Below are 26,318 nucleotides of genomic sequence, written 5' to 3' on the forward strand. Positions count from 1 at the left end.
AGTTTTACCAGCGGTTGTGCACCAGGGGACGGATGTCCTCGTCGTAGATCAGCCGGATCACACCGCGCACGTCGTCGCTCAGCTCGGGCAGCTGGGCGGCGGCGGCGTTGGCCCGGGCCTGCTCGGGTGAGCGGGCGCCGGGGATCACGGCGCTGACTCCGGGCTGGTCGATGATCCAGCGCAGCGAGGTCTGGGCCAGGGTGCCCTCGTCGTCCGGAAGCGCCTGCTGCAGACGGCGAACCGCGCGCACACCGGCCCGGAACGGCACGCCGGCGAAGGTCTCGCCCACGTCGAACGCCTCACCGGAACGGTTGAAGGTGCGGTGGTCGTCGTCGGCGAACACCGTCTCCTCGGTGTAGCGGCCGGACAGCAGGCCGCTGGCCAGCGGGACCCGGGCGATGATGCCGACGCCGGCCGCCTCAGCCGCGGGCAGCACCTGCTCCAGCGGCTTCTGCCGCAGCGGGTTGAGGATGATCTGCACGGTGGCCACGTTCGGCCGGGCGATCGCGGTGATCGCCTCGGCGCAGGTCTCCACGCTCACCCCGTAGGCCGCGATCCGGCCCTTGGCGACCATCGAGTCCAGCGCGTCGTACACCTTGTCGCTGGAGTACACCGGGGTCGGCGGGCAGTGCAGCTGGACCAGGTCGAGAGTGTCCACGCCGAGGTTGGACCGGCTGCGGTCCACCCAGGCCTTCATGTTGTCCTTGGTGAAGGTGGCCGGCTCGAACGGCTCGGCCCGGCGGCCCAGCTTGGTGGCCACGGTCAGCCCGGCGTCGGGCAGTTCCTTCAGCAACTGGCCGATGATCTTCTCGCTACGGCCGTCGCCGTACACGTCCGCGGTGTCGATGAACGTCACACCGGCCTCGACGGCGGCGTGCAGGGTGGCCAACGCGTCCTGCGAGCTCACCGAACCCCAGTCGGCTCCCAGCTGCCACGCGCCCAGGCCGACGACTCCCACGCTGCGGCCGGTCCGGCCCAGGGTTCGCTTTTCCATGATGCGCAACGATAGGCCCTCCGGGTCACACCGGCGCCAGGGGCATGAATCGGGCCATCACCTCGTCCATCGCCATGATCAGGTAATCCGCGGCCGCAGCGTCCCCGGCACAGTGCCGTAGCAGTGCCTGCTGGAACAGCCCGTCCATCAGCCCGTAGGTCACCTCCGGGCCGAACGGCGGCGAGACCTGGGCCAGCTCACCGATCCGGGTGGCCACCCGCCAGGTCATCGCGCACAGCCCGGCGTCGATCGCGGCCACGTCGGCCCGGAACGCCGGGTCGAACATCGACTGCGAGCGCAGGTCGTACCAGAGCCGGTGCAGATCGGCGTCCTGCACCATCGACTCGGCCATCGCCAGCGAGAACTCGTGGCGGAGCTGCGCGGCGCTGCCGGCGGTGGCGATGATCGGGTCGTAACGGCGCATGCAGCGGCCCTTGTACTGCCGCACGCACTGGGTGATCAGGTCGACCTTGTCCACGAAGTAGTAATGCAGGACTCCGTGGGAGAACTCGGAATTCTGGGCTATCTCGCGAAGACTGGTGCGGGCATATCCCAGTTCTGACAACGTTTTCAGCGCGGCATCGGCCAGTTCGGCCCGGCGCTGCTCGAATTTGGCCCCTCGCCCCCGGCCGTCCCGGCGGGCCGGGATCGCCGTTCCCGCCGCGGTGGGTCGTTCTGCAGGCTCAGCCACTGTCTCCCCCGTGGGATCTCGCGCTTGCGTACGTCCGGCTCCGCCCGTTCTTCCCGCACCCTAGCGGCGTGCGGATATCCCGTCGCCTCGGTACAGCCGCCGACCGGTCCGGCGGTAAGCGGCACGCGGTGTGGGTTTTACCCATATCTCGGACCTCACCCATCGCAGCGTTCTCGGGAATCACCGGAGAAAACAATGTCCTGGCCGATACGAAAGCTGCTTTCACCCAGGGAAAAGCAACACTCTCAGCCATCCGGGAACATTTTCCTTGACGACTGTCATAGATAATTCTGGACACCTGACCAGACTGAATCGAATGTGACCCGGATCACGGTGAGCCCTCCGCTACCGCGGCGTTCACCTGTCCCGGCTGAAACGCTGGGGGCGATCGAGGAGTTTCGCCGCCACCGCAACCGGGGCCCGGGGTGGGGCGTGTTCATCGGCGTGAACAGCATGCGACAGGAATCAGAGGGTGGGAGGTGAGCAGAGTGCCTTCGAGCGACGCGGATCTGGATTTCGACAGTTTCTACGCCAGCTCGTCCCGGCGGCTGCTCGGCCAGGTCTACGTGATGACGGGCGATCTGAGCGCCGCGGAGGACGCCATCGCCGAGGCCTACGCCCGGGCCTGGCAACGGTGGGACACCGTGCAGCGCTACGGCTCCCCCGAGGCCTGGGTACGCACCGTGGCGATGCGCGTGGCAGTGAGCAGCTGGCGCAAGACCCGCAACCGACTGGTGGCCCACCGCCGCGACCAGTACACCGATCCGCTGGCGATGGCACCCGAGCCGGACCGGGTGATGCTGGTCCAGGCCCTGCAGAAGATCCCGGCCAAGCAGCGTCAGGCCCTGGTCCTGCACTTCATCGCCGACCTGCCGGTGCGTGCGGTGGCGGCCGAGATGAAGAGCACCGAGGGCACCGTGAAATCCTGGCTGTCGCGTGGGCGGGCGGCACTGAAGACCGAGCTGGGCGCATCCGCTTCGCCGATGCACCGCGGAAGAGGTGAGCACTGATGGACGAGGTGGAGTACCGGATGCGAGATCTGGACGCGATCGCCGATCACGCCGGGAGGCTTCCCTCCGCGGCCGAGCTGCGGCGCCGAGGTGAGCGCAAGCGCACCACGCGGCGAATCGGGCTGGGGGTGGCCACCTTCGGTGTCGTCGCTCTGGTGGCTGGAGGCGCCACGACGGTGCTGCACGACAGCAGCAACAGCCTGTCCGGCACGCCGTCCGGAACCACTGCGCCACTGGACCCCGAGCCCACCGCGTCTTCTTCCACCCCCAGCGATGCGCCGAGTTCCGCGGCCGCCGCGCCGAAGACCGATCAGCTGAGCGAGGCCGCCCAGTACTGGATCTGGGCTCCCCCGCTGAGCGACGGCAAGCGCATGCTCAACAACGACTGGCAGGACCGGACGTTCGACCTCGAACGCAGCAGCAAGGACCTCGATCCGGGCGGCGGGCCGAACTGGCGCGGGCAGTGGCTGCTGCAGCCGGTCGAGGGCAGTTCCGGCCAGTGGCAGATCGTCGACCTGGTCAGCAGCGAGGCCGACACGATCTGCATGACCGTCCTCGAGGGTGGTATCGCCGGTGAGGCCTGCGACCCGGACGACGAGAAGCAGGCCTTCCAGCTCGAGCTGACCGCCGACGAGCAGGCCTACTCGATCTACTCGGTCAGCCGAAAGGCCTATCTGGTACCCGGTTCCGACCGCACCGTGGAGTGGAGCGACAGTGCCGACGGCGCTGGGGTCTGGTCGTTCGAGCAGAGCACCGACACCTGAACCCGGCTACCCGGCCACCAGTTCCACCTCGAAGCCGTCGGTGTTCTCCAGGTATCCGGCGTAATGGTCGGGACCGCCGGCGAAGGGGTACTTCTCCCCGAAAAGCGGCTTCCAGCCCTGCTCCGGCGCCTGGGCCAGCAACTCGTCCAGCTGCTGGCGGGTGCCGGCGTGGAAGGCCAGGTGGTTCAGGCCCGGCCGCAGCCGCTCGTGTGCGGCCGCGGTCAGGGCCGGGCTCTGCTCGAGAACCAGATAGGTGCTGCCCAGTTTCCAGCTACGACCGGCCGGCCAGTCCTGGAACTGCTGGTACCCCAGTTCCCCCATCAGCCAGCCCCATTCGGCCACCGCCCGGGTCAGATCGGGTACCCAGAGCTCGACGTGGTGCAGCAGTCCGCGGTTTTCCATCCGACGATCATTGCCGAAAACGAGGGACGTGGGTGCGCACCCACGTCCCTCGTTTTCGGTTCTGGTGCCTCCTCAGTCGGAGGAGGACCCCAGACCCTTCTTGATCAGGTCCATCACCGTGGAGTCGGCCAGCGTGGTCACGTCACCCACGGTCCGGTTCTCGGCGACGTCCTGCAACAGCCGGCGCATGATCTTGCCCGAGCGGGTCTTCGGTAGCTCGGCCACCACCATCACCTGCCGCGGCTTGGCGATCGGGCCGATCTCCTTGGCCACGTGGTTACGCAACTCGGTGATCACCGCCTCGGCCTGCGACTCGTCGTAACCCGCGTCGCCGCGCAGGATCACGAAGGCGCACACCGCCTGGCCGGTGGTCTCGTCGCTGGCCCCGACCACCGCGGCCTCGGCCACCTTCGGGTGCGAGACCAGGGCGGACTCGATCTCGGTGGTGGACAGCCGGTGGCCGGACACATTCATCACGTCGTCCACCCGGCCGAGCAGCCAGATGTCGCCGTCCTCGTCCTTCTTGGCCCCGTCCCCGGCGAAGTAGATGCCGTCGAACCGCGACCAGTAGGTGTCCTTGTAGCGTTCCGGGTCACCCCAGATCCCGCGCAGCATCGAGGGCCAGGGCTCGGTCAGCACCAGGAAACCGCCCGAGCCGTTGGGCACCGGGTTCGCGTCGTTGTCGACCACGTCCACCCCGATCCCGGGCAGCGGCACCTGGGCCGAACCGGGCTTGGCGGTGGTGACCCCGGGCAGCGGGCTGATCATGATCGCCCCGGTCTCGGTCTGCCACCAGGTGTCCACGATCGGGGTGCGGTCGCCGCCGATGTGCTTGCGGTACCAGACCCAGGCCTCGGGGTTGATCGGCTCGCCGACCGAGCCCAGCACCCGCAGGCTGGACAGGTCGAACGAGGCCGGGATGTCGTCGCCCCACTTCATGAACGTCCGGATCGCGGTCGGCGCGGTGTAGAGCTGGGTGACCTTGTACTTCTGCACGATCTCCCAGAACCGGCCCTTGTGCGGGGTGTCCGGGGTGCCCTCGTAGATCACCTGGGTGGCCCCGTTGGCCAGCGGGCCGTAGACGATGTAGCTGTGCCCGGTGACCCAGCCGATGTCGGCCGTGCACCAGTAGATGTCCTTCTCCGGCCGCAGGTCGAACACGTTGCGGTGGGTGTAGGAGGTCTGGGTCAGGTAGCCGCCGGAGGTGTGCAGGATCCCCTTCGGCTTACCTGTGGTGCCGCTGGTGTACAGGATGAACAGCGGGTTCTCGGCGTCGAAGGCCTGCGGCGCGTGCACGTCCGAGGCGCTGTCGACGACGTCGTGCCACCACACGTCCTTCTCGTCGTTCCAGGCCACGTCCTGCTTGGTGCGCTGCACCACCAGAACCTTCTGCACCGACGGGGTGTTCACCACCGCCGCGTCCACGGCCGGCTTCAGCGCCGACGGGCTGCCCCGGCGGTAGCCACCGTCGGAGGTGATCACCAGCTTGGCGTCGGCGTCGTCGATCCGGCTGCGCAGGGCCTCGGCCGAGAAACCGCCGAAGACCACCGAGTGGGCCGCGCCGATCCGGGCGCAGGCCAGCATCGAGATCACCGCCTCGGGGATCATCGGCAGGTAGATCGCCACCCGGTCGCCGGCCTCGACCCCCAGCCCGAGCAGCGCGTTGGCGGCCTTGGAGACCTCGCGCTGCAGCTCGGCGTAGGTGATCTCGCGGGTGTCGCCCGGCTCGCCCTCGAAGTAGATCGCCACCCGCTCGCCGTTGCCCGCCTCGACGTGCCGGTCCACGCAGTTGTAGGCCACGTTCAGGGTGCCGCCGACGAACCACCTGGCGAACGGCGCGTTCGACCAGTCCAGGGTCTGGGTCCACGGGGTTTCCCAGGTCAGCGCCCGGGCCTGTTCGTCCCAGAAGGCCAGCCGGTCCTGCTGGGCGGCCTGGTACAGCTCGGGCCGGGCCAGGGCGGCGTCGGCGAACGCCTTCTCGGGCGGGAACCGCCGCTCCTCGTGCAGCAGGTTCGACAGGGTCTCGTCCGTCATCGGATCCCCTCTTCGCATGAGGCTCGTGTGGTCGTGATCACCCTGACCCTAAACGTCCGCGGCCTCCGGCGACATGGGACGGGACAGGTCCGCCCGCCCGAAGGGGCCTGACCTGTCCCGTTGTACAGCTCGTTCGGCCGGTTCCTCGTACCGTTCGGCCCGTCCGTGGCGCCGCTGGCGGAATTGCCGGGCCGTTGGTCTCTAGCCGACGTCCGCGATCCGGTTGCGGGTGGGCGGTTCGGCCGGGCGCCGGGGTTGCTCGCCGGCGGTTCCGGCCAGCAGTACCTCTCGCACGTGCCGGCCCTGGCGCCGGCTGACCTGGAGCGTGCGCCCCCGCAGCCGTACCCGCATCCGACCGCCGACCGTGCGCACCTCGTCCACATGGGGCAGCGCGACCATCGTGCTGCGGTGGATGCGCAGGAAGCCGTACGGTTCCCAGCGCTCTTCGAGGGTGCTCAGCGGAACCCGGATCAGATGGCTGCCACTGGCCGTGTGCAGCCGCGCGTAGTCACCCTGGGCCTGGACGAAGAGGATCTGCGAGCGCCGGATGAACCGGGTGACCCCGGCCAGCTCCACCGCGATCGTCTCGTCGGCACAGGACGCCACCGTGCGCCGCACCGCCTCGGCCAGCCGCTCGGCCGTCACCGGCTTGTCCACGTACTCCACCGAGTCCAGCTCGAACGAGCGCGGTGGGTGCGCCCGGGCCGGAACGGTGAAGACCAGATGCGGATGCCGGTCGATCCGGGCCAGGGCGCGAGCCAGGTGCGGCCCGTCCAGGCCAGGGGTGGACACGTCGCAGACCAGCAGGTCCACCGGGTCGTCGCGCAGGATCTGCAGGGCACCAGCGCGATTGCGCGTGGTGCGGACCGCACTGATCCGCGGATCGGCCCGGAAGAACTGGGTCATCCGAGCGAGTGCCGCTCCGTCGGGATCCACGATCAGTGCCCGTAGCGGAGCCGGGTCCGGGGGATGAGTCCATCGCGGACCCGTTCGCACCCGACCAATAACCGTCACGTTCCCAGGCGCCGTTGCCATACGTCCCAGAGTAGGGACGCTCCGTGCGCCTGTGAACCTATGAATTTCCACAAGTCACGCACAGACCGCTTTGAAGTTGGCGGCGCAGGCTGGCGGACATGACCGCAGCGACCCGTACGGATCACTCCGAATTCGCCGATCGCGCCCGAATCGGCGCAGGTCAGCGCGGGCGCACGGTGCGTCAGCTGATCCGCTTCGCCGGGGTCGGGGTGCTCAGCACGCTGGCCTACTCGGTGCTCTATCTGGTGCTGCGGAGTTTTCTGGGTTCGTTCGCGGCCAACACCCTGGCCCTGTTGATCACGGCGGTGGCGAACACCGCGGCCAACCGCCGGCTGACCTTCGGGGTGCGCGGGAACGCCGGGCTGGCCGGTGACCACGCGGTGGGTCTGCTGGCCTTCGGGGCCGGGTTGCTGCTGACGAACGGGTCGCTGGCGGTGGTGCACTGGGCCGGGGTGCAGGCCCACTGGGTCGAGGTGGTGGCCCTGACCTTGGCCAACGGGCTGGCCACGGTGTTGCGGTTCGTGGTGTTGCGGATGCGGATCTCCTAGGGCTCCAAACTTGGGACGTCGTGCTCGCCTCGGGCGCTCGGGCGCGCCTTGGGATTCCGGGCCGGTCCTGGACCTCGAGACTGTCGCCCTGCCCGACCCGCGTTGTGTACACACGGGACATCCGGTACCAGGTGCACGCATCCGCACGGGCCAGGGGCCCGAAATCTCGGTGCACGTAGGCTCCGAGCCGTGACTACGTTGGCGCAGAGCCTGGCCGCGCTGGAGACCCTCCCCGGAGTGAGCGCCGCCGTACAGTCGGCCCGCACGGCCTGTACCGAGATCCGCTGGCACAACGCCCTGCGCCGACGCTCAGCCGAGGCCCGGGCGGAAGCCACCGTGCGCTCAGCCCGCAACTCCGCCGCGCTGGAAGGCGCGCGCTACCCCGTAGACCTGGTGCGCGATGCCGCCCGCGGCGCCTCAGCTCTGCCGGACGACGCGTCGGGGCAGTTGGCCCAGGCGGCGATCCGGACCTACTCCGAAGCCGCGCAGGTGGAGAAGACTCTCGCCACCGCGCCGGCCCAGGCATTGGCCCGGCTGCATCTGGCCGCGGCCGGGGGGCTGATTCCCGCGGAACAGGTGGGGCGGCCGCGGCAAGGGACTGAATTGCCCGGCGACGGGATCGGCGAGCCCGCCCATGCTCCGGTCGGAGCTGCGCTGGGAGCCCGGTTGAACGGCATCACCGATCTGCTGTCGGCCCCGGCCTCGGCGCCCGCGCTGATCGTGGCGGCGCTGGTGCACGCCGAGATCCTTACGGCCCGGCCTTTCATTGCTGGGAACGGCCTGGTCGCCCGGGCGGCCGCACATGCCGTGGTGGTCGGGCGCGGACTGGATCCGATGGGCGTGGTGGTTTGGGAGGCCGCGCATTTGGACGCTGGACCGGGTTATCACCGCCGACTTCAGGCCTACACGACGGGAAGCACTGCAGCGGTTGCGGATTGGCTCGTGCACTGTGCGGATGCGGTGGTGAAGGGCGCTCAGGAGGGGCGCGTGGTGTGCGACGCGGTGACGATGGGACGAGTCACCGGCTGATTTCTGGCCATCGGGGCGGTTTTTCGCCGAGTTACCCCGTCCATCGTTTTGATCTGAATCGAAAAGTGTCACCCGGATGGAGTACTCGATCAGGCACTCAGGTGCCGTTCGTCGCACGGATGGCCGCTACTTGCCGGTTGGGTGCTGACTAACGCGGTTTTCCGGAGTAGACAAGGAGTCACGGTTCTTCGGCCCGGAAGTTCGGGCCCGGAGAATCGCCCGGACCGCACGATCCGCCGGTACCCACGCGCGATCAGTCCACGCGAGGACCCGCTCGGACGGGCTTGCACCGCTCCAGCGAAAAGTATCTGCGTGCTTGGTAGCCGTGCGTGTCGTGCATCGGGTGGCGGCGCCCAGCTGCGGGGCGCCGCCACCCATCACAACTTCATCCGCCCCGTCTTCGGTTCCGCCATCCCCCGGATCGAGGTGAATCAGCGAAAGTTGCCCACGGGAGCGGGTTTCCTACTCCGGCCGGGAGAGCGTCCGACGAGACCGGGCGAACTCCCGGCCGGAGGACTGTTTGCCGGCCTCCTTGCGGCGGCTGGCGTACCAGACCAGCCCCGCCGCCGCACTGGCACCGGCCCCCAGGGCGGCGGTCCGGGCGGCCGTCTGGGCCGGGAACTTCGGGCGCAGGCTGACCGGGCGGCTGAAGTCCTGCACCAGCCAGCCCCGGGCCTGCGCCTCCCGCCGCAAAGCCTTGTCCGGGTTGACCGCGACCGGATGCCCCACTGCAGCCAGCAGCGGCAGGTCGGTCACCGAGTCGCTGTAGGCGAAGCAGGCGTCCAGGTCATAGCCCCGCTCGGCCGCCATCTCGCGGACCGCGGCGGCCTTGTTCTCGCCGTAGGCGTAGTACTCGATGGTGCCGTTGTAGCGCCCCTCGTCGATGCCCATACGGGTGGCGATGACGTGGTCGGCGCCGAGCATCGCACCGATCGGCTCGACCAGCTCCACCCCCGAGGCGGACACGATGACGACGTCCCGGCCGGCCGCCCGGTGCTCGGCGATCAGGGCGGTCGCCTCCTCGTAGACGATCGGCACGATCAGCTCGGTCAGGGTGGTGGCCACGATGTCGCGGACCTGCTGCACCTCCCAGCCGATCACCATCCGGGAGACCTGCTGGCGCATCCGCTCCATCTGAGTGTGATCAGCGCCACTGGCATGGTAGAAGAAGTGCACGTAGGCACTGCGCAGCATCGCCGAGCGGCTCAGCAGGCCGTTGGTGTGGAAGGGCCGCGAGAAGGCCATCGTGCTGGACCGGGCGATGACGGTCTTGTCCAGGTCGAAGAACGCGGCTTCACGGCCCCTGCCAGCTGTCTCGCCACCCATGGCGCCAGAATAGGCGCAGCCCGAGATCACTCGCAGTGAATGACCGCAAACCCTGCGCGAGCGCTTTCGAATGACCCGGCCTGGGCGTTTTGGAAACGGGTTGGTCCGGAATGGCCCTGACCGAACGTATTCGGCCGCGTGCTCAACGACATTTCGCGATTACGCAACGTGCTTGGGCGTTACCGGAATCGTGTTTTGCTCCGCCGAATCCGGGTGAGTTGCCGCCGACCGGTGGCGTAGGTGTTGCACGAGACGCCACGAGGGGTACAGACTGATCTAGCCGGCTTAATTGCCGTGCCCGCCCGGTCCGACTCCTCCCCCCCGAGCCGGACCGGCCAGACGGCCCCCGCTCCCCCCCAGCGGGGGCCGTCGCCTTTTGCGCCTCGGCTCCTGGCTCACACGAACCGGGGTTTATCCACAGACCGGCTTCCGAGGGCGACTTCCTGACCCGGCGAGCCTCAGCCTCTTCGTATGGCTTCTGTCTGGTTGCTGCTGCTGACCGCCGAGCCGCTCCTGGTCGCCACGGTCGAGCGGCTGGCGGCGGCCTACGGGGTCGGGGTCCAGGTCTCCTCGCTGGGGGTCTCGTCGCTGAGGGCTTTCGAGCAACGGACGTCGGTGGTGGGTTCGGGGGTCCCTCCGGCTCTGGTGCTGGTCGGGGCCGATCACGAACCCGCGGCCGGGCTGCCCGCGTCAGCTTCGGGGGTACCCCGGCTGCTCCTGGCCGTCGGCCCACCGCACGAAGGGCTGTGGCGCTCGGCGCTGGAGCTACGCGCCGAGCAGGTGGTGCTGTTACCCGAGGGCGAGCACCTGCTGGAAGACCGGCTGGCCCGGCTCGGCTCGACCGGTGCGCTCACGCTGGGCGTGATCGGCGGGTGCGGCGGCGCCGGAGCCAGCGTCCTGGCCGCGGCCCTGGCCCGAACCGCAGCAGCGGCCACCCCCACCCTGCTGGTCGAGATGGACGGCTTCAGCGGCGGCGCCGACCTGCTGCTCGGCGCCGAGGACGAGCCCGGGCTGCGCTGGCCGGACCTGGCCTCGGCCCGGGGCCGGTTGCTCCCGGGCAGCCTGGCCACCTCGCTGCCCCTGATCGACGGCGTGCACGTGCTGGCCTCCGTCCGCGCCGGCCCACCCCTCCAGCTGTCGGTGGCGGCCGTGGGCGCGGTGCTCGACTCGGCCCGCTCCGAGTTCGGTGTGGTGGTGGTAGACCTGCCCAGGCACCTCGATGAGGCCTCCAGCGCCGCCGTGCGGGCCTTGGACGCCTGTCTGGCCGTAGTTCCCTCCGAGGTGCGCGCCGTGGCCTCAGCGCAGCGCGTGGCCGCTTCGCTGCGCCCGCTCGTAGGAGACCTGCGAGCCGTCGTACGCGGACCCGCACCTTCCGGGCTCAGCCCGCTCAGCATCTGCAGTGCACTCGACCTGCCCCTGGCCGGCCTGCTGCCGCCGGAGCCCCGGCTCAGGGCCGCGCTGGAACGGGGCGAGCCGCCCGGTCTGCGCGAGCGAGGCCCACTGGCCCGGTTCTGCCGAGAGCTGCTCGGGCCGGAACTGCCCGGTGCGCGGACGGGCCGTCGTGGTGCCGCGCAGGAGATGCTGCGGTGAGTGATTCCGAGGCTCTCCTGGCCGAGGTAGTGACCAGGCTGCGAGGCGGACTGGCCGGGCGTGGGTCATCCGGGCTGGGCACCGCCGGTCAGGCCGCCCTCGGTAGCGTCGCTGCGGGAATCGGTTCCGGCGGGCTGGATTACACCGGGTCGGGCCTGGCCGGGCTGGATCCGAGCAGGCCGAATCTGACGGGACCGGGCGGAAGCGCTGGGCCGGACCTGGGCGAGTTGGCGTCATTGGTGGCCGCCACTTCGGCCGAGCTCGGCCAGGTTCTGGGGCAGGCCGACGTCTTGGCGGTCACCAAGCGGATCAGTGCGGAGCTGTGGGGGCTCGGCCCGCTGCAGCCCTTTCTGGAACTGCCCAGCGTCACCGACGTCCTGGTGAACGGCCCCGGCGAAGTCTGGCTGGACCGCGGCGAAGGCCTCAGCCGAGTGCCCTGCCCCACCGCCCTGGCCGATGAAAGCGCCGTTCGTGCCCTGGCCACCCGCCTGGCCGCCGCGGGCGGACGACGCCTGGACGACGCCGCCCCCTACGCCGACGCCCGCCTCGAGGGAGGCATCCGCCTGCATGCCGTCATTCCGCCGGTTGCTCCTACCGGCACCCTGATCTCGCTGCGGGTCCTGCGCCAAGAGCCGCTGCCGTTGGACGCTTTGGTTTCGTCGGGGTCCATCCCGCCCGGCTGGTCCGAAGTCCTGCGGGCCATGGTCACCACCAAGGCGGCCTTCCTGGTCAGCGGGGGAACCGGGGCCGGCAAGACCACTCTGCTGGCCTCGCTGCTCTCGCTGGTCCCTCCCACCGAACGGATCGTGCTGGTCGAGGACGTGGGCGAGCTCCGGCCGGCCCACCCTCACCTGGTCCGGCTGGAGGCCCGGCACGCCAACGTCGAGGGCGCCGGCGCAATCGGCCTGGAAGCGCTGGTCCGCCAGGCGCTGCGGATGCGACCCGACCGAGTGGTGGTCGGAGAGTGCCGCGGGGCCGAAGTCCGAGATCTGCTGGCAGCCCTGAACACTGGCCATGCCGGAGGTTGCGGCACCGTGCACGCCAACGCGCCCGCCGACGTCCCGGCTCGTCTCGAAGCGTTGGGGGCGCTGGCCGGGCTCTCTGCAGACGCGGTGCGGGCCCAGGCTGCGGCTGCCCTGGATGCAGTGGTGCACGTGGAAAGACGAGGAGGCCGAAGACGCGTGATGCAGATAGCCATCGCCCGGCGCAGCGAACGAGGTGACCTGGCCATGCTGCCGGCCCTGACCGCAGATCCTCGCGATCCGGCTTCGGAAGGAAAGGCCGGACCAGGCTGGGCAGAGTTGGCCGAGCGTCTGGAGAAGTCTTGATCACGCCAACCGAGCTAGGTCGGGCGAAGTAGCCCTGGCCGACATCGCACAGCAGGTCCGATTGCCCCGCTGCGGACTCCCCGCCCCCTTCCGATTCTTGCCCATTGCATCGCTTTCAGTCCCCAAGTCGCTACGAACCCAGGTGCGGTGGCCTCCTCCGGCGCCCACAACGTCCTTTGTTGAAGTGGCCGCCCACCTTCTGATGCATCCGGTACCAGGTGGACACGTTCGACAGCATCCTCGGCTCTTGACCCGGAAGGATTTTCGCCATGCAACCATCGCCCTCACCGCCATGGAGGCCAGCTGTTCGCGGGCCGATGCGTCGCCTGAACCGTCCTCCCGGAGAACCGATTCCTACTTCGTTGGACGGAGTAGTTCTAGGTCGGGACGATGCGGCGCAACTCTGTGGTCGCGTGTCAGCGCTTTCCCGGGCGGGCGTCCCACCGGGGCGCGCGTGGGAGGTGCTGGCGTCTGGAAGAGGGCCAGATGCACAGGTCGCGAAGATGGTTGCCGTCATGCTCTCGATGGGCGGAACTACTTCCGAAGGGCTGCGTCTGGCGGCCGTCAACTGCGAAGGTCCAGGGGTGGAGGCGCTGGAGTGGCTGGCCGCCACTGCTGAAGTCATCCGGCGGTCCGGCGCCCCTGCGGCTGCCATTTTCGATGGGATCGGCGCTGGATTGCTCGCCCAGATCGCAGAGGCGGACGAGCGGGACGTGGCGTTGGCCGGGCCGCGCACCACCGCCCGAGTACTGGCAACGCTACCGGTGATCGGGCTGCTGCTGGGCGCAGTGCTGGGGGTGAACACGCTCGGGGTGCTACTCGGGACGAATGCTGGAATGGCGTGTTTGATTACGGGTGGGGCGTTCTGGTGGGGCGGTCGTCGATGGACCGCCCGGATGGTGCGAACGGCTTCGGAGAACAGCCGATGAACCATCGGCTGGACAATGCGCTGCGGCCGTATCGCCGACAGGTTGATCTGGAGGTCGAGGCAACCGTTGCGGCCATGCCTGGACCGCTGGTGCTGGACCTGCTGGCGGCGCTGATCGAGAGTGGGGCGCCACCGTCGGCGGCGTTGCGTGATGCCGGATCTGCGCTGGCCGACCTTGGCGACCCTCGTGGGGAAAAACTGCTTCTGCTGAGCGATCTCGTCAACAGCCCATTGTCCGAACAGGCTGCGCCAGAGGCAGACAGCACCACGGCCGCGCTCGCTGAGGCCCTGACCTTGGCCGGGCGCTCTGGCCTGCCTCCTTCTGCCCTGATCCGCCGAGCTGCCACCGAGGAACGACGGCGGCAGGCGGCTGCGCGGGCGGCGGCCATCCAGCGCCTGGAGGTGCTGCTGGTCATCCCGGGTGCGGTCTGCTTACTGCCCGCCTTCGCTCTGCTCGGCATCGTGCCGCTGGTGATCCGACTTACCACGGGCTGAATCTCGTGCTTTCCACAGCCCACACGATCCGGGATTCATCCACAGGAACAGCTTTTCACATGACCCACGACCACATCGGGCGCCAATCTGTTCTCAGGTCGCAGCGGGTGCGGCCGACCAGGCCGGAGGCACCGGCCACGGGAGGGAAAGTCATGCGGATCCGATTCCTGAACCGGGCGAAGAACATTGCCCAAAGGGTGTTTTCCTTGGCCTGCGCACGATGGGCGAGGATGACGGCCCGCGCGCGACTGGTGCCCGAAGCAGGCGCCAGCACGGCCGAGTACGCGATGACCATGCTGGTGGCCTGCGCCTTCGCCGGGGTGCTGATGGGGATCATCAAGAGCAATCCGATCAAGACCCTGCTGCTCGGAACCATCCAGAAGGCGCTGAACATCGGATGAGCACTACGGACGGCCGGGGTCGCCTTTCAGGGTCGGCCCCGGCCCGGCCGGTATCTCCGGCCGACTCTCCTGACCGGCCGCGGTGGGCCGAGCCGTCCGGCTCCGGGCCGGGGCGGCCGACTCAGCCGGTTTCGGAGGGCCGTTGCGAAGCTGGCGCGGTGACCGCTGAATTCGCCTTGGCCTTGCCGTTCTTCGTGCTCCTGCTGGCCACCTTGATGGCTGCCGTCGTGGCCGGGACAGCCCAGGTGCAGTGCATCGACGCCGCCCGGGCCGGAGCGCGGGCGGCCGCCCGGCATGACGATCCGCGTCCGGTAGCTGCAGCGGCCGGGCCCCAGGGTGCCGAGATCCGGGTCTCGACCGGCGGGGATCTGGTGAAGGTGCAGGTCTCGACCGAACTGGACCTGCCACTGCCGTGGCATCCGCGCATTCGGGTGCAGTCCGAAAGCACTGCGCAGGCCGAACCAGACACAACAGCCATTGAAGGTGAATGAATGAGCCGGACCGCTCGTGGCAGGCAAACCGACCGCTACAAAGGCCACGACCAGCCCCACGACCACGACCGAGGCTCGGGCACGGTCCTGATGCTCGGTCTGGCCGGCGTGGCCTCGATGCTCATGGTGGTAGCTCTGGGCCTGGGCGCGGCCGTTACGGCCCGGCACCGCGCTGCCGCCGCGGCCGACCTCGCCGCCCTGGCCGCGATCGATTCCGGTGAGGGCTGCCCAGCCGCCGGCCGCATCGCCACTGCCAACCAGGCGCACCTGGCGTCCTGCGAATCCGCGCCGGACGGCACCGTCGTGGTTTCCGTGACCGTCAAGGTGGCCGGGCTGGGCCAAGACGCCCGCAGTTCCGCCCGCGCAGGGCCCGGACCTGCGCAGATCCCCGGTCCCGACGAGTCGGTGAGTCAAACAATTGAACGCCGCAGCGACTCCTGACAGGAAGAGAATGAATCTTGTCATCCAAATTGGTGACACGCAGTGGGCGGTGTGGGCCATTGGAGTGACCGTCAGATGATTGAATGCCGCCAGGCACGTCCCCCGCGAGGACGTAGAGAACTCTGCGAACACCACGAGACGGGCGCGAGACTTTCAGGGAGGCGATGTGGAGCTCACAGTGGCGACACGGCGCGAGGGTGTCCAGACGGTCATCAGCGTGTCCGGCGAGATCGACGTGTACACGGCGCCCACCCTGAGGGAGCGCCTGAACGAGCTCGTTGCCGACGGCGAGTACCACCTCGTCGTGGACATGGGCGGGGTGGACTTCCTCGACTCGACCGGGCTGGGTGTCCTGGTCGGCGGCCTGAAGCGGGCCCGCTCGCACGAGGGCTCGCTGCAACTGGTCTGCGATCAGGAGAAGATTCTCAAAGTCTTCCGGATCACCGGCCTGACCAAGGTTTTCCCGATCCACTCATCACTGGAGAGCGCTCTGAGCGTCCCCACCCCGCAGGAGCCCGCGCCCACCACCATCTCGCTGGACGACCCGGCCGAGAAGGCTCTGGACGGGGACTCCTCCCGAGGCACGCCATAACCGGCTCCGAGCCGAATTCGGCCGCAGGCGCTGAACCACCCCCGGCCGGTGTCGAGCTACGGTTCCCCCCGGCCGCCGAATACGTCCGCACGGCGCGACTGGTGGCCGTGGCCGTGGCGCGGCGGGCCGGGTTGATCGAACGGCTGGAAGAACTGCGCCTGGCCGTCGGCGAGGCCTGTGCGCGGGCCGTGCGACGGTGCGAGGCTGCGGATTGCGACGATCCGGTCACGATGTTCGTGGACGACACGGGTCCCGGACTGGTGATCGAGGTGACCGACCGCGCCAAGGCCGAACCAGGCCCGGAGCCTGTGGTCCTTTCCCTGCTCGAAGGCCTCGCCGATCATGTCGAGGTACGCCCTCACCAGGGCCTTTCCGGCGCTCAGGTGCATCTGGAGTGGTGGCCGGACCAGCCCGCCGAGGGTGCTGCGGCACCAGTTCCACCCACTTCGGCGAGCTGACACCCGTCCGTTGGGACCGTTTTGAATACCGCACTCCAGCGATAGCAAAACGGACTAATCCACCCAAAGTGAAAAGAGCCACGCGCCAGACGTTTGGTGGCCAGCATCACAGTACATAGACTCCGCGACGTGGGAACTTTCGTCGAACATTCGGCGTCCCCACGCAAGCCAAGGCCCTGATTCGCCCTGTCGCCTGCACCTGGAAGACCATCACCCCGCGACGGGTGAGGGGGTCGTCCGCGCACGTCGAGGAGGACGGATGCACAAGGGCTACCTGGCTCTCTCAACCCTGGCCGAGCCAGAACTCGAAGGCCGTAATCAGACGCTGGTGATCGTGGTCCTGGTGATCGCGCTCGTGGCGCTGGGAGTGGCGGCGGCGTTCCGCCGGCTGGTTCTGGCCGCCCCCGAGGGCACCCAGAGCATGATCGACATCGGCAGAGCCGTGCAGGAGGGGGCGGCGGCCTATCTTCGCCGTCAGTTCCGGACGCTGGCCGCCTTCGTCGTCCTCGTTCTGGCGGTGCTGTTCCTCCTGCCCGGAGAGGCCGATGTGCGGGTCGGCCGGGGCATCTTCTTCATCGTCGGGGCCGTGTTCTCGGCCGCGATCGGTTACCTCGGCATGTCGCTCGCGGTGCGGGCGAACATCCGGGTCGCCGAGGCCGCCCGCCAGGGCAATCGGGACGAGGGCATGCGACTGGCCTTCCGGACCGGCGGTTTCGTCGGCATGTGCACGGTGGGCCTGGGCCTGCTGGGCGCCTCTTCGGTCGTCCTGCTCTACGAAGGTGACGCCCCGGCGGTGCTGGAGGGCTTCGGCTTCGGCGCCGCCCTGCTGGCCATGTTCATGCGGGTCGGTGGAGGCATCTTCACCAAGGCCGCCGACGTGGGCGCCGACCTGGTCGGCAAGGTCGAGCAGAACATCCCGGAGGACGACCCGCGCAACGCGGCGACGATCGCGGACAACGTCGGCGACAACGTGGGTGACTGCGCCGGCATGGCCGCCGACCTGTTCGAGTCCTACGCCGTCACCCTGGTCGCGGCGCTGATCCTGGGCAAGGCCGCCTTCGGCGTCGAGGGCCTGGTCTTCCCGCTGATCGTGCCCGCGCTGGGCGCTCTGACCGCGGTGCTCGGGGTCCTGATCACCCGCACCCGGCCCGGTGAGGGCGGTCTGGCCGCGATCAACCGGGGTTTCGGCATCTCCGCGGTGGTCTCGGCCGTGCTCTGCGCGATCGCCTCGTTCACCTACCTGCCCAGCTCGTTCGCCGACTTCTCCGGCGCCGACTCGGTGGTCGCAGGCCTGGACGGCGACCCGCGGCTGATCGCCTTCGCTGCCGTGATGATCGGCATCGTGCTGGCCGGCGTGATCCTCTGGCTCACCGGCTACTACACCGGCACCGACAAGCGTCCGACCATGGACGTCGCCGACACCACCACCACAGGTGCCGCCACCGTCGTCCTGTCCGGCATCGGCCTGGGTCTGGAATCGGCGGTCTACACCACCGGAATCATCGCCGGCGCCGTGTTCCTGGCCTTCACCCTGGGCGGCGTCTCGTTCTGGCTCTCGCTGTTCCTGATCGCCCTGGCCGGCTGCGGTCTGCTGACCACCGTCGGGGTCATCGTCGCGATGGACACGTTCGGCCCGGTCAGCGACAACGCCCAGGGCATCGCCGAGATGTCCGGTGACGTGGACGGTGAGGGCGCGCAGATCCTGACCGAGCTGGACGCTGTCGGCAACACCACCAAGGCGATCACCAAGGGCATCGCGATCGCCACGGCCGTGCTGGCCGCCACTGCGCTGTTCGGTTCCTACACCGACGCCTTCCAGAACGCGCTGGTCCAGGCCGGGGTCAACCTGGGCGATGCGGGCCGCAGCTTCAGCCTGGAGATCGCCCAGCCCAACACCCTGGTCGGGCTGATGCTGGGCGCCGCGGTGGTGTTCCTGTTCTCCGGTCTGGCGGTCAACGCCGTCACCCGGGCGGCCGGGGCGATCGTGGTCGAGGTGCGGCGTCAGTTCCGCGAGAACCCGGGCATCATGGACCATTCCGTGAAGCCGGAGTACGGGCGGGTGGTCGACATCTGCACCCGAGACTCGCTGCGCGAGCTGGCCACGCCCGGGCTGCTGGCGGCCCTGGCCCCGGTCGCGGTCGGGTTCGGTCTGGGGGTCGGCCCGCTGGCCGGGTACCTGGCCGGTGCGATCGGGGCCGGCGCCCTGATGGCGGTGTTCCTGTCCAACTCCGGTGGCGCCTGGGACAACGCGAAGAAGATCGTGGAGGACGGCCATCACGGTGGCAAGGGCTCCCCGGCCCACGCCGCCGCGGTGATCGGTGACACCGTCGGCGACCCGTTCAAGGACACCGCGGGCCCCTCGATCAACCCGCTGATCAAGGTGATGAACCTGGTCGCCGTGCTGATCGCCCCGGCCGTGGTGCAGCTCAGTGTGGGCGAAGACGCCTCCGACGCACTGCGTTACACCATCGCTGGGATCGCCGTGCTGATCATCGCGGCGGCGTTGGTGGTCACCAACCGCCGCAAGGTCGACTACGGCGAAACCCCTCAAGCAGGGACGCCGGCCCCGGTTACGTCGGGGCATCCGGCTACCGCGGTGGCTGAGTCGGACAACCAGCAGGAGACGTCCGCGGCCAAGACGGTGCACGTGGACGAGACGGCCACCTCCACCTCCGGCCGGACCACACCGTAAGAGCTCTTCCGAGGAGCAAGAACCGGCCGCGCGGGTCTCGACCCGCGCGGCCGGTTTCACGTCCGGGCCGCCCAACACGGTAGAAACGACGGCATGAGTTCTGATGTCCCGCCGTCCCGTAGTTCCCGGACCGATGAACTGGTCGCGAAACTGCGCACCGACTTTGCCGGTTTCACCGTGGATGCGGTCAACGACCTGCTCGGGCCGGTGGCGCAGGCCGCCCTCGGCCGGGAGCAGTCCCTGCCCGCCCGGCTCGCCGTCACCCAGCGTCTGAGTGCTTCCCCCGATGAACCGCTGGCCGCCCTGATTGCGGTTTTCGTGCTCGGGCTGGAGGTTCCGGCCGAACGCCTGGCCCGGGCCGTACCGCAGGTGAGTGTGCCCGGACTGCAGGAGCTCGGCCTGATCGTCACCGCCGGGAACGAACCGGGCGATCCGGTCCGCGCCCGGGTGGACCTGCGCCCCTACGCCACCGTCGACGCCCTGGGCCCGGCCGATTGGTGGCTCGCCTCAGACCTTTCCGAGGTCTCGACCGGCCGGCCACTGGCCGATGACCACGTGCTCGGGGTCGGCGGCGCCTCGCTGACCCTGGCCCGCTGCGCGATCCGCCGTCCGACCGGGCGGGTGCTCGATCTGGGCACCGGCTGCGGGATCCAGGCCCTGCACGCCGCCAGGCACGCGAAACACGTCGTGGCCACCGATATCTCGGCCCGGGCACTGCACCTGGCCGAGCTCAACTGGGCCCTCAACGCCCCGACCATCGGCGCCGCCACGATCGAAGGACGCCGGGGCAGCCTGCTCGAGCCGGTCGCCGGGGAGCTGTTCGACCAGGTGGTCAGCAATCCGCCGTTCGTGATCACCCCACGCTCGGCCCCGGCCGCGGCCTTCGAGTACCGCGACGGCGGGATGGTCGGCGACGACCTGGTCCGGCAACTGGTGGAGTCGGTCGGCTCGGTGCTGGCGCCGGGTGGGATCGCGCAGTTCCTGGGCAACTGGGAAGGGCGTAAGGACGAGGGGTGGACCGATCGCGTCTCGTCCTGGCTGGAGGCGTCCGGGCTGGACGGCTGGGTGGTGCAGCGCGAGTGGCAGGACCCGGCCGAATACGCCGAGACCTGGATCCGCGATTCCGGGCAGCACCTGGGCAAGGACGGCGACGACCTGTACGCGGCCTGGCTGGCCGACTTCGCCTCGCGCGGGGTGGAGGGTGTCGGCTTCGGGCTGATCACCCTGCGCCGGCCGACCCACGAGGGCACGCCGCTGCGGGTGATCGAGGAACGCCGGACCGGACCGGGTCTGCCCTGGGGTGACGAGGTGCTGGCCACGCTGGAACGGCAGGACTGGCTGGCCGCGCGCGACGACGCGGCCCTGCTGGCCGAGACCCTGCGGGTGGCGGCAGACGTCACCGAGGAACGGCATCACCTGCCGGGGGCCGAGGACCCCAGCGTGATCCTGCTCCGGCAGGGCGGCGGTGCAGGCCGCGTGGTGCAGGCCGGCACCGCCCTGACCGGATTCGTCGGGGCGAGCTCCGGAGACATCCCGGTGGGTCGCCTGATCGCCGCCCTCGCCACACTGCTCGAGGTCGACGCTCAGGCGCTGGGCACCGAACTGCTCAGCGACGTGCGCAATCTGGTGCGCGACGGGCTGCTGGAACCGGTGCCCTAGCTACTACTCTCCGGCCGGAGCCGGGCCTGGGAGGGCCTGTCCTTTGGATCAAGGCCGTAGCGATGATCCGCAGGACAGGACCTAGGCCCGGCTCCAGGTCGCGAGAGCGTGCTCGACCACCGAGATCAGTGTCTGCTTGGCGGACTCCCGCTCGCGGGCGTCACACACCAGGACCGGAACGTCCTGGCTGAGCTGCAGTGCCTCGCGGACGTCCTCCGGACGGTGCCGGAGCAGTCCGTCGAAGGCGTTGATCGCCACCACGAAGGGCAGGTTCCGGGCCTCGAAGAAGTCGATCGGGCCGAAACAGTCCTCCAGGCGCCGGGTGTCCACCAGGACCACCGCGCCGATGGCGCCGCGCACCAGGTCGTCCCACATGAACCAGAACCGGTTCTGCCCGGGCGAACCGAACAGATACAGCACCAGTTCCTGGTCGATGCTGATCCGGCCGAAGTCCATGGCGACCGTGGTGGTCGTCTTGTTCGGTGTGGCCGAGAGATCGTCCACGCCGACGCTGGCCGAGGTCATCACGGCCTCGGTCCGCAGCGGCATGATCTCGGAAACCGCACCCACGAACGTGGTCTTGCCCGCACCGAACCCACCCGAGATGACGATTTTCGTCGATCGGGTGGCCCTGGTCTCAGAGCCGCTGAAGGCCACTGAGCACCCTCCTCAAGAAAGCTGGATCACGTTCGTCACCAGAAGCGTTCGCCGTGCTCAGCACCTCGACCAGACCCAGTTCGACCATGTCCGCGATGATTACGCGGGCCACGCCGAGCGGGGTGTGAAGCCGGGCGGCGATCTCGGCGACGGAGATCGTTCCCTCACACAACTCGATCACCGTGCTGTGTTCCGGCGAGAGCAAGTCGTTCATTCCGGGGTCCTGGCCGGCGACCGTGGTCACCACCAGAGCCTCGAGGTCGAGGTCGTGCACCGGACGGGTCCGGCCACCGGTGCGTGCGTACGGACGCACCATCGACGGTGGCGGATCGCCGCCCTCATGAGCTGAGTAGTCGGTCATCTCGGCAATCTGCTCACATCGGTGGCAGCGAGCCACCGTGGCCGTTGTGCCTGATCTCCGGGGACAGGTGTTGCCCGACCCGGTCGACCAGCAGGGTCATCTCGTAGCCGACCAGACCGATGTCGGAGGTCGGGGCGGCCAGCACGGCCAGCCACGACCCGTCGGAGATGGCCATGAGAAGCAGGAAACCACCCTGCATCTCCACAACCGTCTGGACAACCGCGCCCGCCGCGAAGCACATGGCCGCGCCGTTGGTGAGGCTGCCCAGACCGGACGCGACCGCAGACAGCTGGTCGGCACGGTCGCGTGGGAGTCCTGCCGAACTCGCCACCAGAAGACCGTCGGCCGAGACCACGGCTGCGTGCGCCACGCCTGGTACCCGCTGTGCGAACCCGTCGACCAGCCAGGTGACGTCGGTGCCGGTGCCCGTGCTCACTGGTCCCCTCCTTGCTCTGCGGAGGAGCCACTATCGGCACCGCCGTCGCTGTTGGTGGTGAAAAGGCTGGCCCCGACCGGATTGAAGGCCGGAGCCGGGTCTGTCTTCTGCCGCGCCTTGCGGGCGTTGGCCAGACCACGCTGGTAACTGCCCAGCCGTCCCCGCACGACAGTAGCGTCGGCGGGCTGGCTGCGGGCAGCGGCCGGACGAGGACGGGCCGGAGCCGAGTCGGTGACCGCGCCGGCCGTCGAAGGCAGCAGGTTGGCGCCGGGCCGCCGGGTCGGCAGACCCGCGTCCGAGCGCCCGTCGGTCTCCGGGGCCGAGGCTGCCCGGGCGTTCGTGGCCAGCCAGCGCTGGTCCCCGAGCGCCGCCCAGCGGCTGGACTGCTTGGGGTTCTCCCGCTCGTTGGCCCGCAGATCGATGATCCGCTGATCACCGTTCTCGACCGAGATCGAGGGCGAGTTGTTCTGGGCCGGCTCCGAGCTGAACCAGACCGAGATCTGGTCGAAGATCGGCGTCGGGTCGTTGAAGTCGGGCCGGTTGCCGGGCTCACCGATCATCGGTGCGCCCGAGTCGGCCGGACGGTACGCCGCCGACGCCGCAGCGCGGGCCGCGAGCTCGGTCGGCAGCTCCGGGTCCTGCCAGTCCGAACCCCGCTGGCCCGAGGGCAGCCCCTGGTTCGGCGCGGCCCGGAACGAGCCGGTCGGCGCGGACAGCGGGTCGTTACCGGCGGGGAGTTCACCGGTGGCCGGGCCGGGCTCGATCGGGCGCCGGGTCAGGCCGGGCAGACCGGAGATGCCGGCGGCCGGGGTGCTGTCGCCGGCCCCGTACGAGGCCGGGCGGGCCGGAGCCTGCCGCTGGTTGTTCTCGAAGGCGGCCGCCCCGAAGCCCGGCAGCGGCTGACCGAACGTCGGGTCCGGCTGGCCCAGGCCGCGCATCTGCTGCTGGGTGAAGTTCGGCGGGTTCTGCTGACCGAAGCCCAGGCCGGCCCGGGTGTTGAAGCCCTGCTGCTCGTCCTGGCCCTGGTCGCTCTGGCTCTGCTCGTTCTGGCCGTACCCCTGGCTGCCGAGGCCGCCGAGCGGCTGCGGCGTGCGGGCACCCGGAGTACGGGTGGGCAGGCTGGGGATACCGCCCGGGGTGGTCTCCGGCGGCGGCGAGGTGAACTGCGGACCACGGGCCGGCCGGCTCTCCGGGCGTTCGAAGCCCGTCGGCGCCTGAGGCTCGTCGCCGAAGTTGAACGCGGCGGGCTGCGGCTGCTGCGCCGGCGCCCCCGGGCGACCGGCGAACCCTCCGGAAGAACTGCGCTCGGGGCTCTCGCCCGGGGCGGCCGGAACGTTCGGGGTGAACAGCCCGGTGGAGCCGGTCTCGGCGAGGCCGGCGGACTCGGGCGGCAGACCGGGGTTGGAGGCACCCGGCACCCGGCGACGGCGCGGCAGCTCGGAGTCGTCCTCGTCGGCGACCGAGCGAACCCCGGCCGCGGCCTGGGCCGCGACTCCAGCCGCGGCTGCCGCGGCGGAGGGTGCGCCCTGCTGCTCACGCTGCGGCGACTGACCCATCGGGCCGAAGCCGAAGGTGTCCTGGCCGCCGGCGGCCGGGGCGCTCAGACCCTGGCCCTGGCTCTGCGGCAGCTGCGGGCGCGGCATGCCACCGGCCGGGGTGAGCGGCCGCAGCTGCGGGTTGGCGCCGGTCGGGTTCTCGCCGGTGCTGCCGGGCGCGCCGATCACCAGCGAGGCCGGGACCCGGACCAGGGCGATGGTGCCGGAGGCGTCCGGCCGGGCCTGCAACTGCACCCCGAAGGTGCCGCGGCGGGCCAGGCGGGCGACCACGAACAGACCCATGCGGGACGGGACCTGGGTGTCGATCGCCTCGGGCTGGGTCAGCCGGGCGTTCAGGCGGTCGAGCTCACCCGGGCTGATCCCGACACCGGCATCCAGCACCTCGATCTGCAGGCCACCGTCGGCGGTGAAGGCCGCGGAGAGCACGATCGCGCTGGAGGGCGGCGAGTACATGGCCGCGTTGTCGAGCAGCTCGGCCAGCAGGTGGACGAGCTCACCGGCGACCGTACCGGCGATCGAGGCGCCGCTGACCGGCTGCAGCCGGACCCGCTCGTACTGCTCCATCTCGGAGGTGGCGGCGCGGAACAGCTCGGCGATCTTGACCGGCGCGGTGGCCCGGGTGCGCACCGCGGATCCGGCCAGCACCAGCAGGTTGTCGTTGTAGCGGCGCATCCGGGCGGCCAGGTGGTCCAGCCGGAACAGGTTGCGCAGCTGGTCCGGGTCCTGCTCCTGGCTCTCCAGGCTGTCGATGATGGCCAGCTGCTTCTCGACCATCGACTGGCTACGCCGGGACATGCTGACGAACGCCTCGTCCAGCGCCCGCCGCAGGCGCACCTGCGCGGTGGCCAGCCGGACCGCCTCGGCGCCCAGGTCGTCGACCGCGTGCGCCACCTCCAGGGTCTCCGGACCGGGGTTGAAGTCGGCCGGGAGCACCGGGGGCAGGGCGATGTCGGCACCCACGCCGTCCTGCTCGATCCGGGCCACCGCGGCCGGCAGCTGCACGCTGGCGACCTCGACGGCACCGGCGCGCAGCCGGCGCAGCGGGGCGGTGACGGTCCGGGCGATGGTGGTCAGCAGGGCGCTGACGACCAGGATCGTGACCAGCACGGCGCCGGCCACCAGGGCGACCCGGAAGAGCGCTCCGGTCTCGGCGTCCTGGGCGGTCTTCAGCGTGCTGCGGGCGGCGTCGGTGGCCGCCGACTCGATCTCGGCCAGCCGCTGGCTGGAGAGCTCGTAGAACTCCTTGGGGGTGGTGCTGATCACCGCGTCGGGGTTGCCCAGGGCGCCCTCGAACGAGTCGCGCCAGCGGCTCATCTGCGACTCCGCCTCGCTCAGCTGGACCAGCTGCTCGCGCTGTTCGGAGTTGGCCACCGCCAGGGCCTCGCTGCGGCCCAGGTCCTGCCGGGCGATCAGGCCCTCGAGCCGGCGCACCGTCACGTTCTGGACTTCGGTGTGGTCGTTGAAGACGTTGTAGAAGAGCGTGATCTCCTCGGCCGCGGAGAAGCCGGTGCGGGAGATCGCCGAGAACAGCGCACCACCGGAGACGGTCTCGGTGTCGATACCGGTCACGCCCAGGTCGGTGGCCAGGTCCTCGGGCAGCTGCCGGGTGGCGTTGAACATGTTCTGCGCCGTGGTGCGCACGTCCATCAGGCCCTCGGTCTCCTGCAGCGTGCCGGCCTCGATCAGGCCGTCGACCTTGCTGCGGAGCTTGGAGATCTGGTCGAGCTGGGTGAGCATGCCGCTGGCCGTGGTCGGCAGCGTGGAGTCCTCGGTGCTGCGCCCGGCCAGCTCTTCCAGCTTGGGCCGGATCGCGGCGACCTCGGTGTCGGTCTGCGCGCGCACCCCGGCCAGGTCGTCCGGGTCGGCGTTGGCGGCCGGCATGCCGAACTCGTTGAACAGCACGCGGCTCAGGCGCAGCGAGGGTTCCATCAGCTCGGCGTCGAGCCGGGCCGTGTGTGCCTTCTGGTAGGTACTCGTCAGGGACCAGACCAGCACGCTGCCACCGATGAGCAGCACGACGAGCGGAATGGTGACCAGAAGCGTCAGCTTGCGGCGGATGGACCATCCGGCAATAGACGAGCGACGGGGCGCGTCCGGGACGCTTTCGACGTCGGCCCCCGGTTCGGCCGAACCGTGTCGCGGCACGCGATCCTCCCTGCGGCCACTTTCAAGTGGCATCCGGTAATCTGGCCGTCCGCTCGGTGATCTTCCCACGTCGTCGTTGACGCGGCTGATCCCCGGCTTCTCGACCCACCTCGTTGTCCAGCGTGTGCTGATCGTGGCAGAAGGTCTCGCCCAGAGGCTACGTCCCGTTGCCAGCCTTCGACGAACCTGGCCTCATCGCACACGGCCAACTTGAGGGCCTTATTCTCCGCACTCGTGTCCAAATCACCCTAGCGC

Annotated in this window: 24 protein-coding genes and 1 pseudogene; 15 read left to right on the forward strand and 10 right to left on the reverse strand. The window is 69.8% G+C overall.

The window, feature by feature from the left end; all coding sequences use genetic code 11:
• Window positions 1–4: 4 nt before the first annotated feature.
• Window positions 5–994, reverse strand: a complete 990-nt coding sequence (locus LR394_RS17390; protein WP_231443152.1) for an aldo/keto reductase — start codon at window positions 992–994, stop codon at window positions 5–7.
• A 25-nt stretch (window positions 995–1,019) separates the two neighbouring features.
• On the reverse strand, window positions 1,020–1,685 hold the full coding sequence (locus LR394_RS17395; protein ID WP_231443154.1) for a TetR/AcrR family transcriptional regulator: 666 nt from the start codon (window positions 1,683–1,685) through the stop codon (window positions 1,020–1,022).
• Between the two features lie 488 nt (window positions 1,686–2,173).
• On the opposite strand from LR394_RS17395, the gene LR394_RS17400 reads away from it, so the two are divergent.
• Together LR394_RS17400 and LR394_RS17405 are read left to right on the forward strand one after the other, a co-directional pair.
• The gene (locus tag LR394_RS17400; protein WP_231443156.1) at window positions 2,174–2,695 is read left to right on the forward strand and encodes a SigE family RNA polymerase sigma factor; all 522 of its coding nucleotides are present in this window, start codon (window positions 2,174–2,176) and stop codon (window positions 2,693–2,695) included.
• Window positions 2,695–3,459 carry a hypothetical protein gene (locus LR394_RS17405; protein WP_231443158.1) on the forward strand — a complete coding sequence of 255 codons (765 nt, stop codon included), beginning with the start codon at window positions 2,695–2,697 and terminating at the stop codon, window positions 3,457–3,459. The genes LR394_RS17400 and LR394_RS17405 overlap by 1 nt, the downstream gene beginning before the upstream one ends.
• 6 nt (window positions 3,460–3,465) lie before the next feature.
• Here LR394_RS17405 and LR394_RS17410 read toward each other — a convergent pair whose 3' ends face one another.
• The 3 genes from LR394_RS17410 to LR394_RS17420 form a co-directional block, all read right to left on the reverse strand.
• The gene (locus LR394_RS17410; protein WP_231443160.1) at window positions 3,466–3,861 is read right to left on the reverse strand and encodes a VOC family protein; all 396 of its coding nucleotides are present in this window, start codon (window positions 3,859–3,861) and stop codon (window positions 3,466–3,468) included.
• A 72-nt stretch (window positions 3,862–3,933) separates the two neighbouring features.
• A complete protein-coding gene (acs, locus tag LR394_RS17415) occupies window positions 3,934–5,895 on the reverse strand; it encodes an acetate--CoA ligase (RefSeq protein ID WP_231443163.1) in 1,962 nt (653 codons plus the stop codon).
• A 201-nt stretch (window positions 5,896–6,096) separates the two neighbouring features.
• Window positions 6,097–6,801 carry a LytR/AlgR family response regulator transcription factor gene (locus tag LR394_RS17420; RefSeq protein ID WP_231443165.1) on the reverse strand — a complete coding sequence of 235 codons (705 nt, stop codon included), beginning with the start codon at window positions 6,799–6,801 and terminating at the stop codon, window positions 6,097–6,099.
• Between the two features lie 227 nt (window positions 6,802–7,028).
• Here LR394_RS17420 and LR394_RS17425 point away from each other — a divergent pair, with 227 nt between their 5' ends.
• Both LR394_RS17425 and LR394_RS17430 read left to right on the forward strand, forming a co-directional pair.
• Window positions 7,029–7,478 (forward strand): GtrA family protein, encoded by a 450-nt coding sequence (locus LR394_RS17425; RefSeq protein ID WP_231443168.1) that lies wholly within the window; start codon window positions 7,029–7,031, stop codon window positions 7,476–7,478.
• A gap of 189 nt (window positions 7,479–7,667) precedes the next feature.
• A complete protein-coding gene (locus LR394_RS17430) occupies window positions 7,668–8,507 on the forward strand; it encodes a Fic family protein (protein ID WP_231443170.1) in 840 nt (279 codons plus the stop codon).
• A gap of 462 nt (window positions 8,508–8,969) precedes the next feature.
• Here the strand turns inward: LR394_RS17430 and LR394_RS17435 are convergent, their stop codons facing one another.
• Window positions 8,970–9,833 (reverse strand): HAD family hydrolase, encoded by an 864-nt coding sequence (locus LR394_RS17435; RefSeq protein ID WP_231443172.1) that lies wholly within the window; start codon window positions 9,831–9,833, stop codon window positions 8,970–8,972.
• A gap of 471 nt (window positions 9,834–10,304) precedes the next feature.
• Between LR394_RS17435 and ssd the strand changes: the two genes are divergently transcribed.
• The 11 genes and pseudogenes from ssd (at window position 10,305) to LR394_RS17490 (ending at window position 20,908) form a co-directional block, all read left to right on the forward strand.
• The gene (ssd, locus tag LR394_RS17440) at window positions 10,305–11,423 is read left to right on the forward strand and encodes a septum site-determining protein Ssd (protein WP_231443174.1); all 1,119 of its coding nucleotides are present in this window, start codon (window positions 10,305–10,307) and stop codon (window positions 11,421–11,423) included.
• Window positions 11,420–12,751 (forward strand): TadA family conjugal transfer-associated ATPase, encoded by a 1,332-nt coding sequence (locus tag LR394_RS17445; protein ID WP_231443175.1) that lies wholly within the window; start codon window positions 11,420–11,422, stop codon window positions 12,749–12,751. Before ssd ends, LR394_RS17445 begins: the two co-directional genes overlap by 4 nt.
• A gap of 503 nt (window positions 12,752–13,254) precedes the next feature.
• Window positions 13,255–13,680: a type II secretion system F family protein gene (locus tag LR394_RS17450; protein WP_231443177.1), complete on the forward strand. Its 426-nt coding sequence runs from the start codon at window positions 13,255–13,257 to the stop codon at window positions 13,678–13,680.
• Window positions 13,677–14,174 carry a type II secretion system F family protein gene (locus tag LR394_RS17455; RefSeq protein WP_231443179.1) on the forward strand — a complete coding sequence of 166 codons (498 nt, stop codon included), beginning with the start codon at window positions 13,677–13,679 and terminating at the stop codon, window positions 14,172–14,174. The genes LR394_RS17450 and LR394_RS17455 overlap by 4 nt, the downstream gene beginning before the upstream one ends.
• Window positions 14,175–14,404: 230 nt before the next feature.
• Window positions 14,405–14,575 (forward strand): DUF4244 domain-containing protein, encoded by a 171-nt coding sequence (locus LR394_RS17460; protein WP_231443181.1) that lies wholly within the window; start codon window positions 14,405–14,407, stop codon window positions 14,573–14,575.
• Between the two features lie 158 nt (window positions 14,576–14,733).
• Entirely contained in the window at window positions 14,734–15,066 is a 333-nt protein-coding gene (locus LR394_RS17465; protein ID WP_231443182.1) for a TadE family type IV pilus minor pilin, read from the forward strand.
• Entirely contained in the window at window positions 15,067–15,507 is a 441-nt protein-coding gene (locus LR394_RS17470) for an Rv3654c family TadE-like protein (RefSeq protein ID WP_231443183.1), read from the forward strand.
• A 166-nt stretch (window positions 15,508–15,673) separates the two neighbouring features.
• Window positions 15,674–16,003 (forward strand): annotated as a pseudogene (locus LR394_RS17475) (STAS domain-containing protein); the annotation flags it as partial.
• 92 nt (window positions 16,004–16,095) lie between these two features.
• The gene (locus LR394_RS41730) at window positions 16,096–16,557 is read left to right on the forward strand and encodes an ATP-binding protein (protein ID WP_331283077.1); all 462 of its coding nucleotides are present in this window, start codon (window positions 16,096–16,098) and stop codon (window positions 16,555–16,557) included.
• Window positions 16,558–16,816: 259 nt separating this feature from the next.
• The gene (locus LR394_RS17485) at window positions 16,817–19,249 is read left to right on the forward strand and encodes a sodium-translocating pyrophosphatase (RefSeq protein WP_231443187.1); all 2,433 of its coding nucleotides are present in this window, start codon (window positions 16,817–16,819) and stop codon (window positions 19,247–19,249) included.
• A gap of 93 nt (window positions 19,250–19,342) precedes the next feature.
• Entirely contained in the window at window positions 19,343–20,908 is a 1,566-nt protein-coding gene (locus LR394_RS17490; protein WP_231443189.1) for a DUF7059 domain-containing protein, read from the forward strand.
• An 81-nt stretch (window positions 20,909–20,989) separates the two neighbouring features.
• On the opposite strand, the gene LR394_RS17495 is transcribed toward LR394_RS17490, so the two are convergent.
• Genes LR394_RS17495 through LR394_RS43015 form a run of 4 tightly spaced genes read right to left on the reverse strand, consistent with a single transcriptional unit; the run spans window position 20,990 to window position 26,063 of the window.
• Window positions 20,990–21,565: a GTP-binding protein gene (locus tag LR394_RS17495; protein ID WP_052527280.1), complete on the reverse strand. Its 576-nt coding sequence runs from the start codon at window positions 21,563–21,565 to the stop codon at window positions 20,990–20,992.
• Window positions 21,546–21,926: a DUF742 domain-containing protein gene (locus tag LR394_RS17500; protein ID WP_231443191.1), complete on the reverse strand. Its 381-nt coding sequence runs from the start codon at window positions 21,924–21,926 to the stop codon at window positions 21,546–21,548. Before LR394_RS17500 ends, LR394_RS17495 begins: the two co-directional genes overlap by 20 nt.
• A 13-nt stretch (window positions 21,927–21,939) precedes the next feature.
• Window positions 21,940–22,362, reverse strand: coding sequence for a roadblock/LC7 domain-containing protein (locus tag LR394_RS17505; RefSeq protein WP_285617011.1), 423 nt, complete (start codon window positions 22,360–22,362; stop codon window positions 21,940–21,942).
• The gene (locus LR394_RS43015; protein ID WP_231443193.1) at window positions 22,359–26,063 is read right to left on the reverse strand and encodes an ATP-binding protein; all 3,705 of its coding nucleotides are present in this window, start codon (window positions 26,061–26,063) and stop codon (window positions 22,359–22,361) included. Before LR394_RS43015 ends, LR394_RS17505 begins: the two co-directional genes overlap by 4 nt.
• Between the last annotated feature and the right edge of the window lie 255 nt (window positions 26,064–26,318).

The sequence above is a fragment of the Kineosporia babensis genome (genome assembly GCF_021129305.1).
Taxonomy (GTDB): Bacteria; Actinomycetota; Actinomycetes; order Actinomycetales; family Kineosporiaceae; genus Kineosporia; species Kineosporia babensis.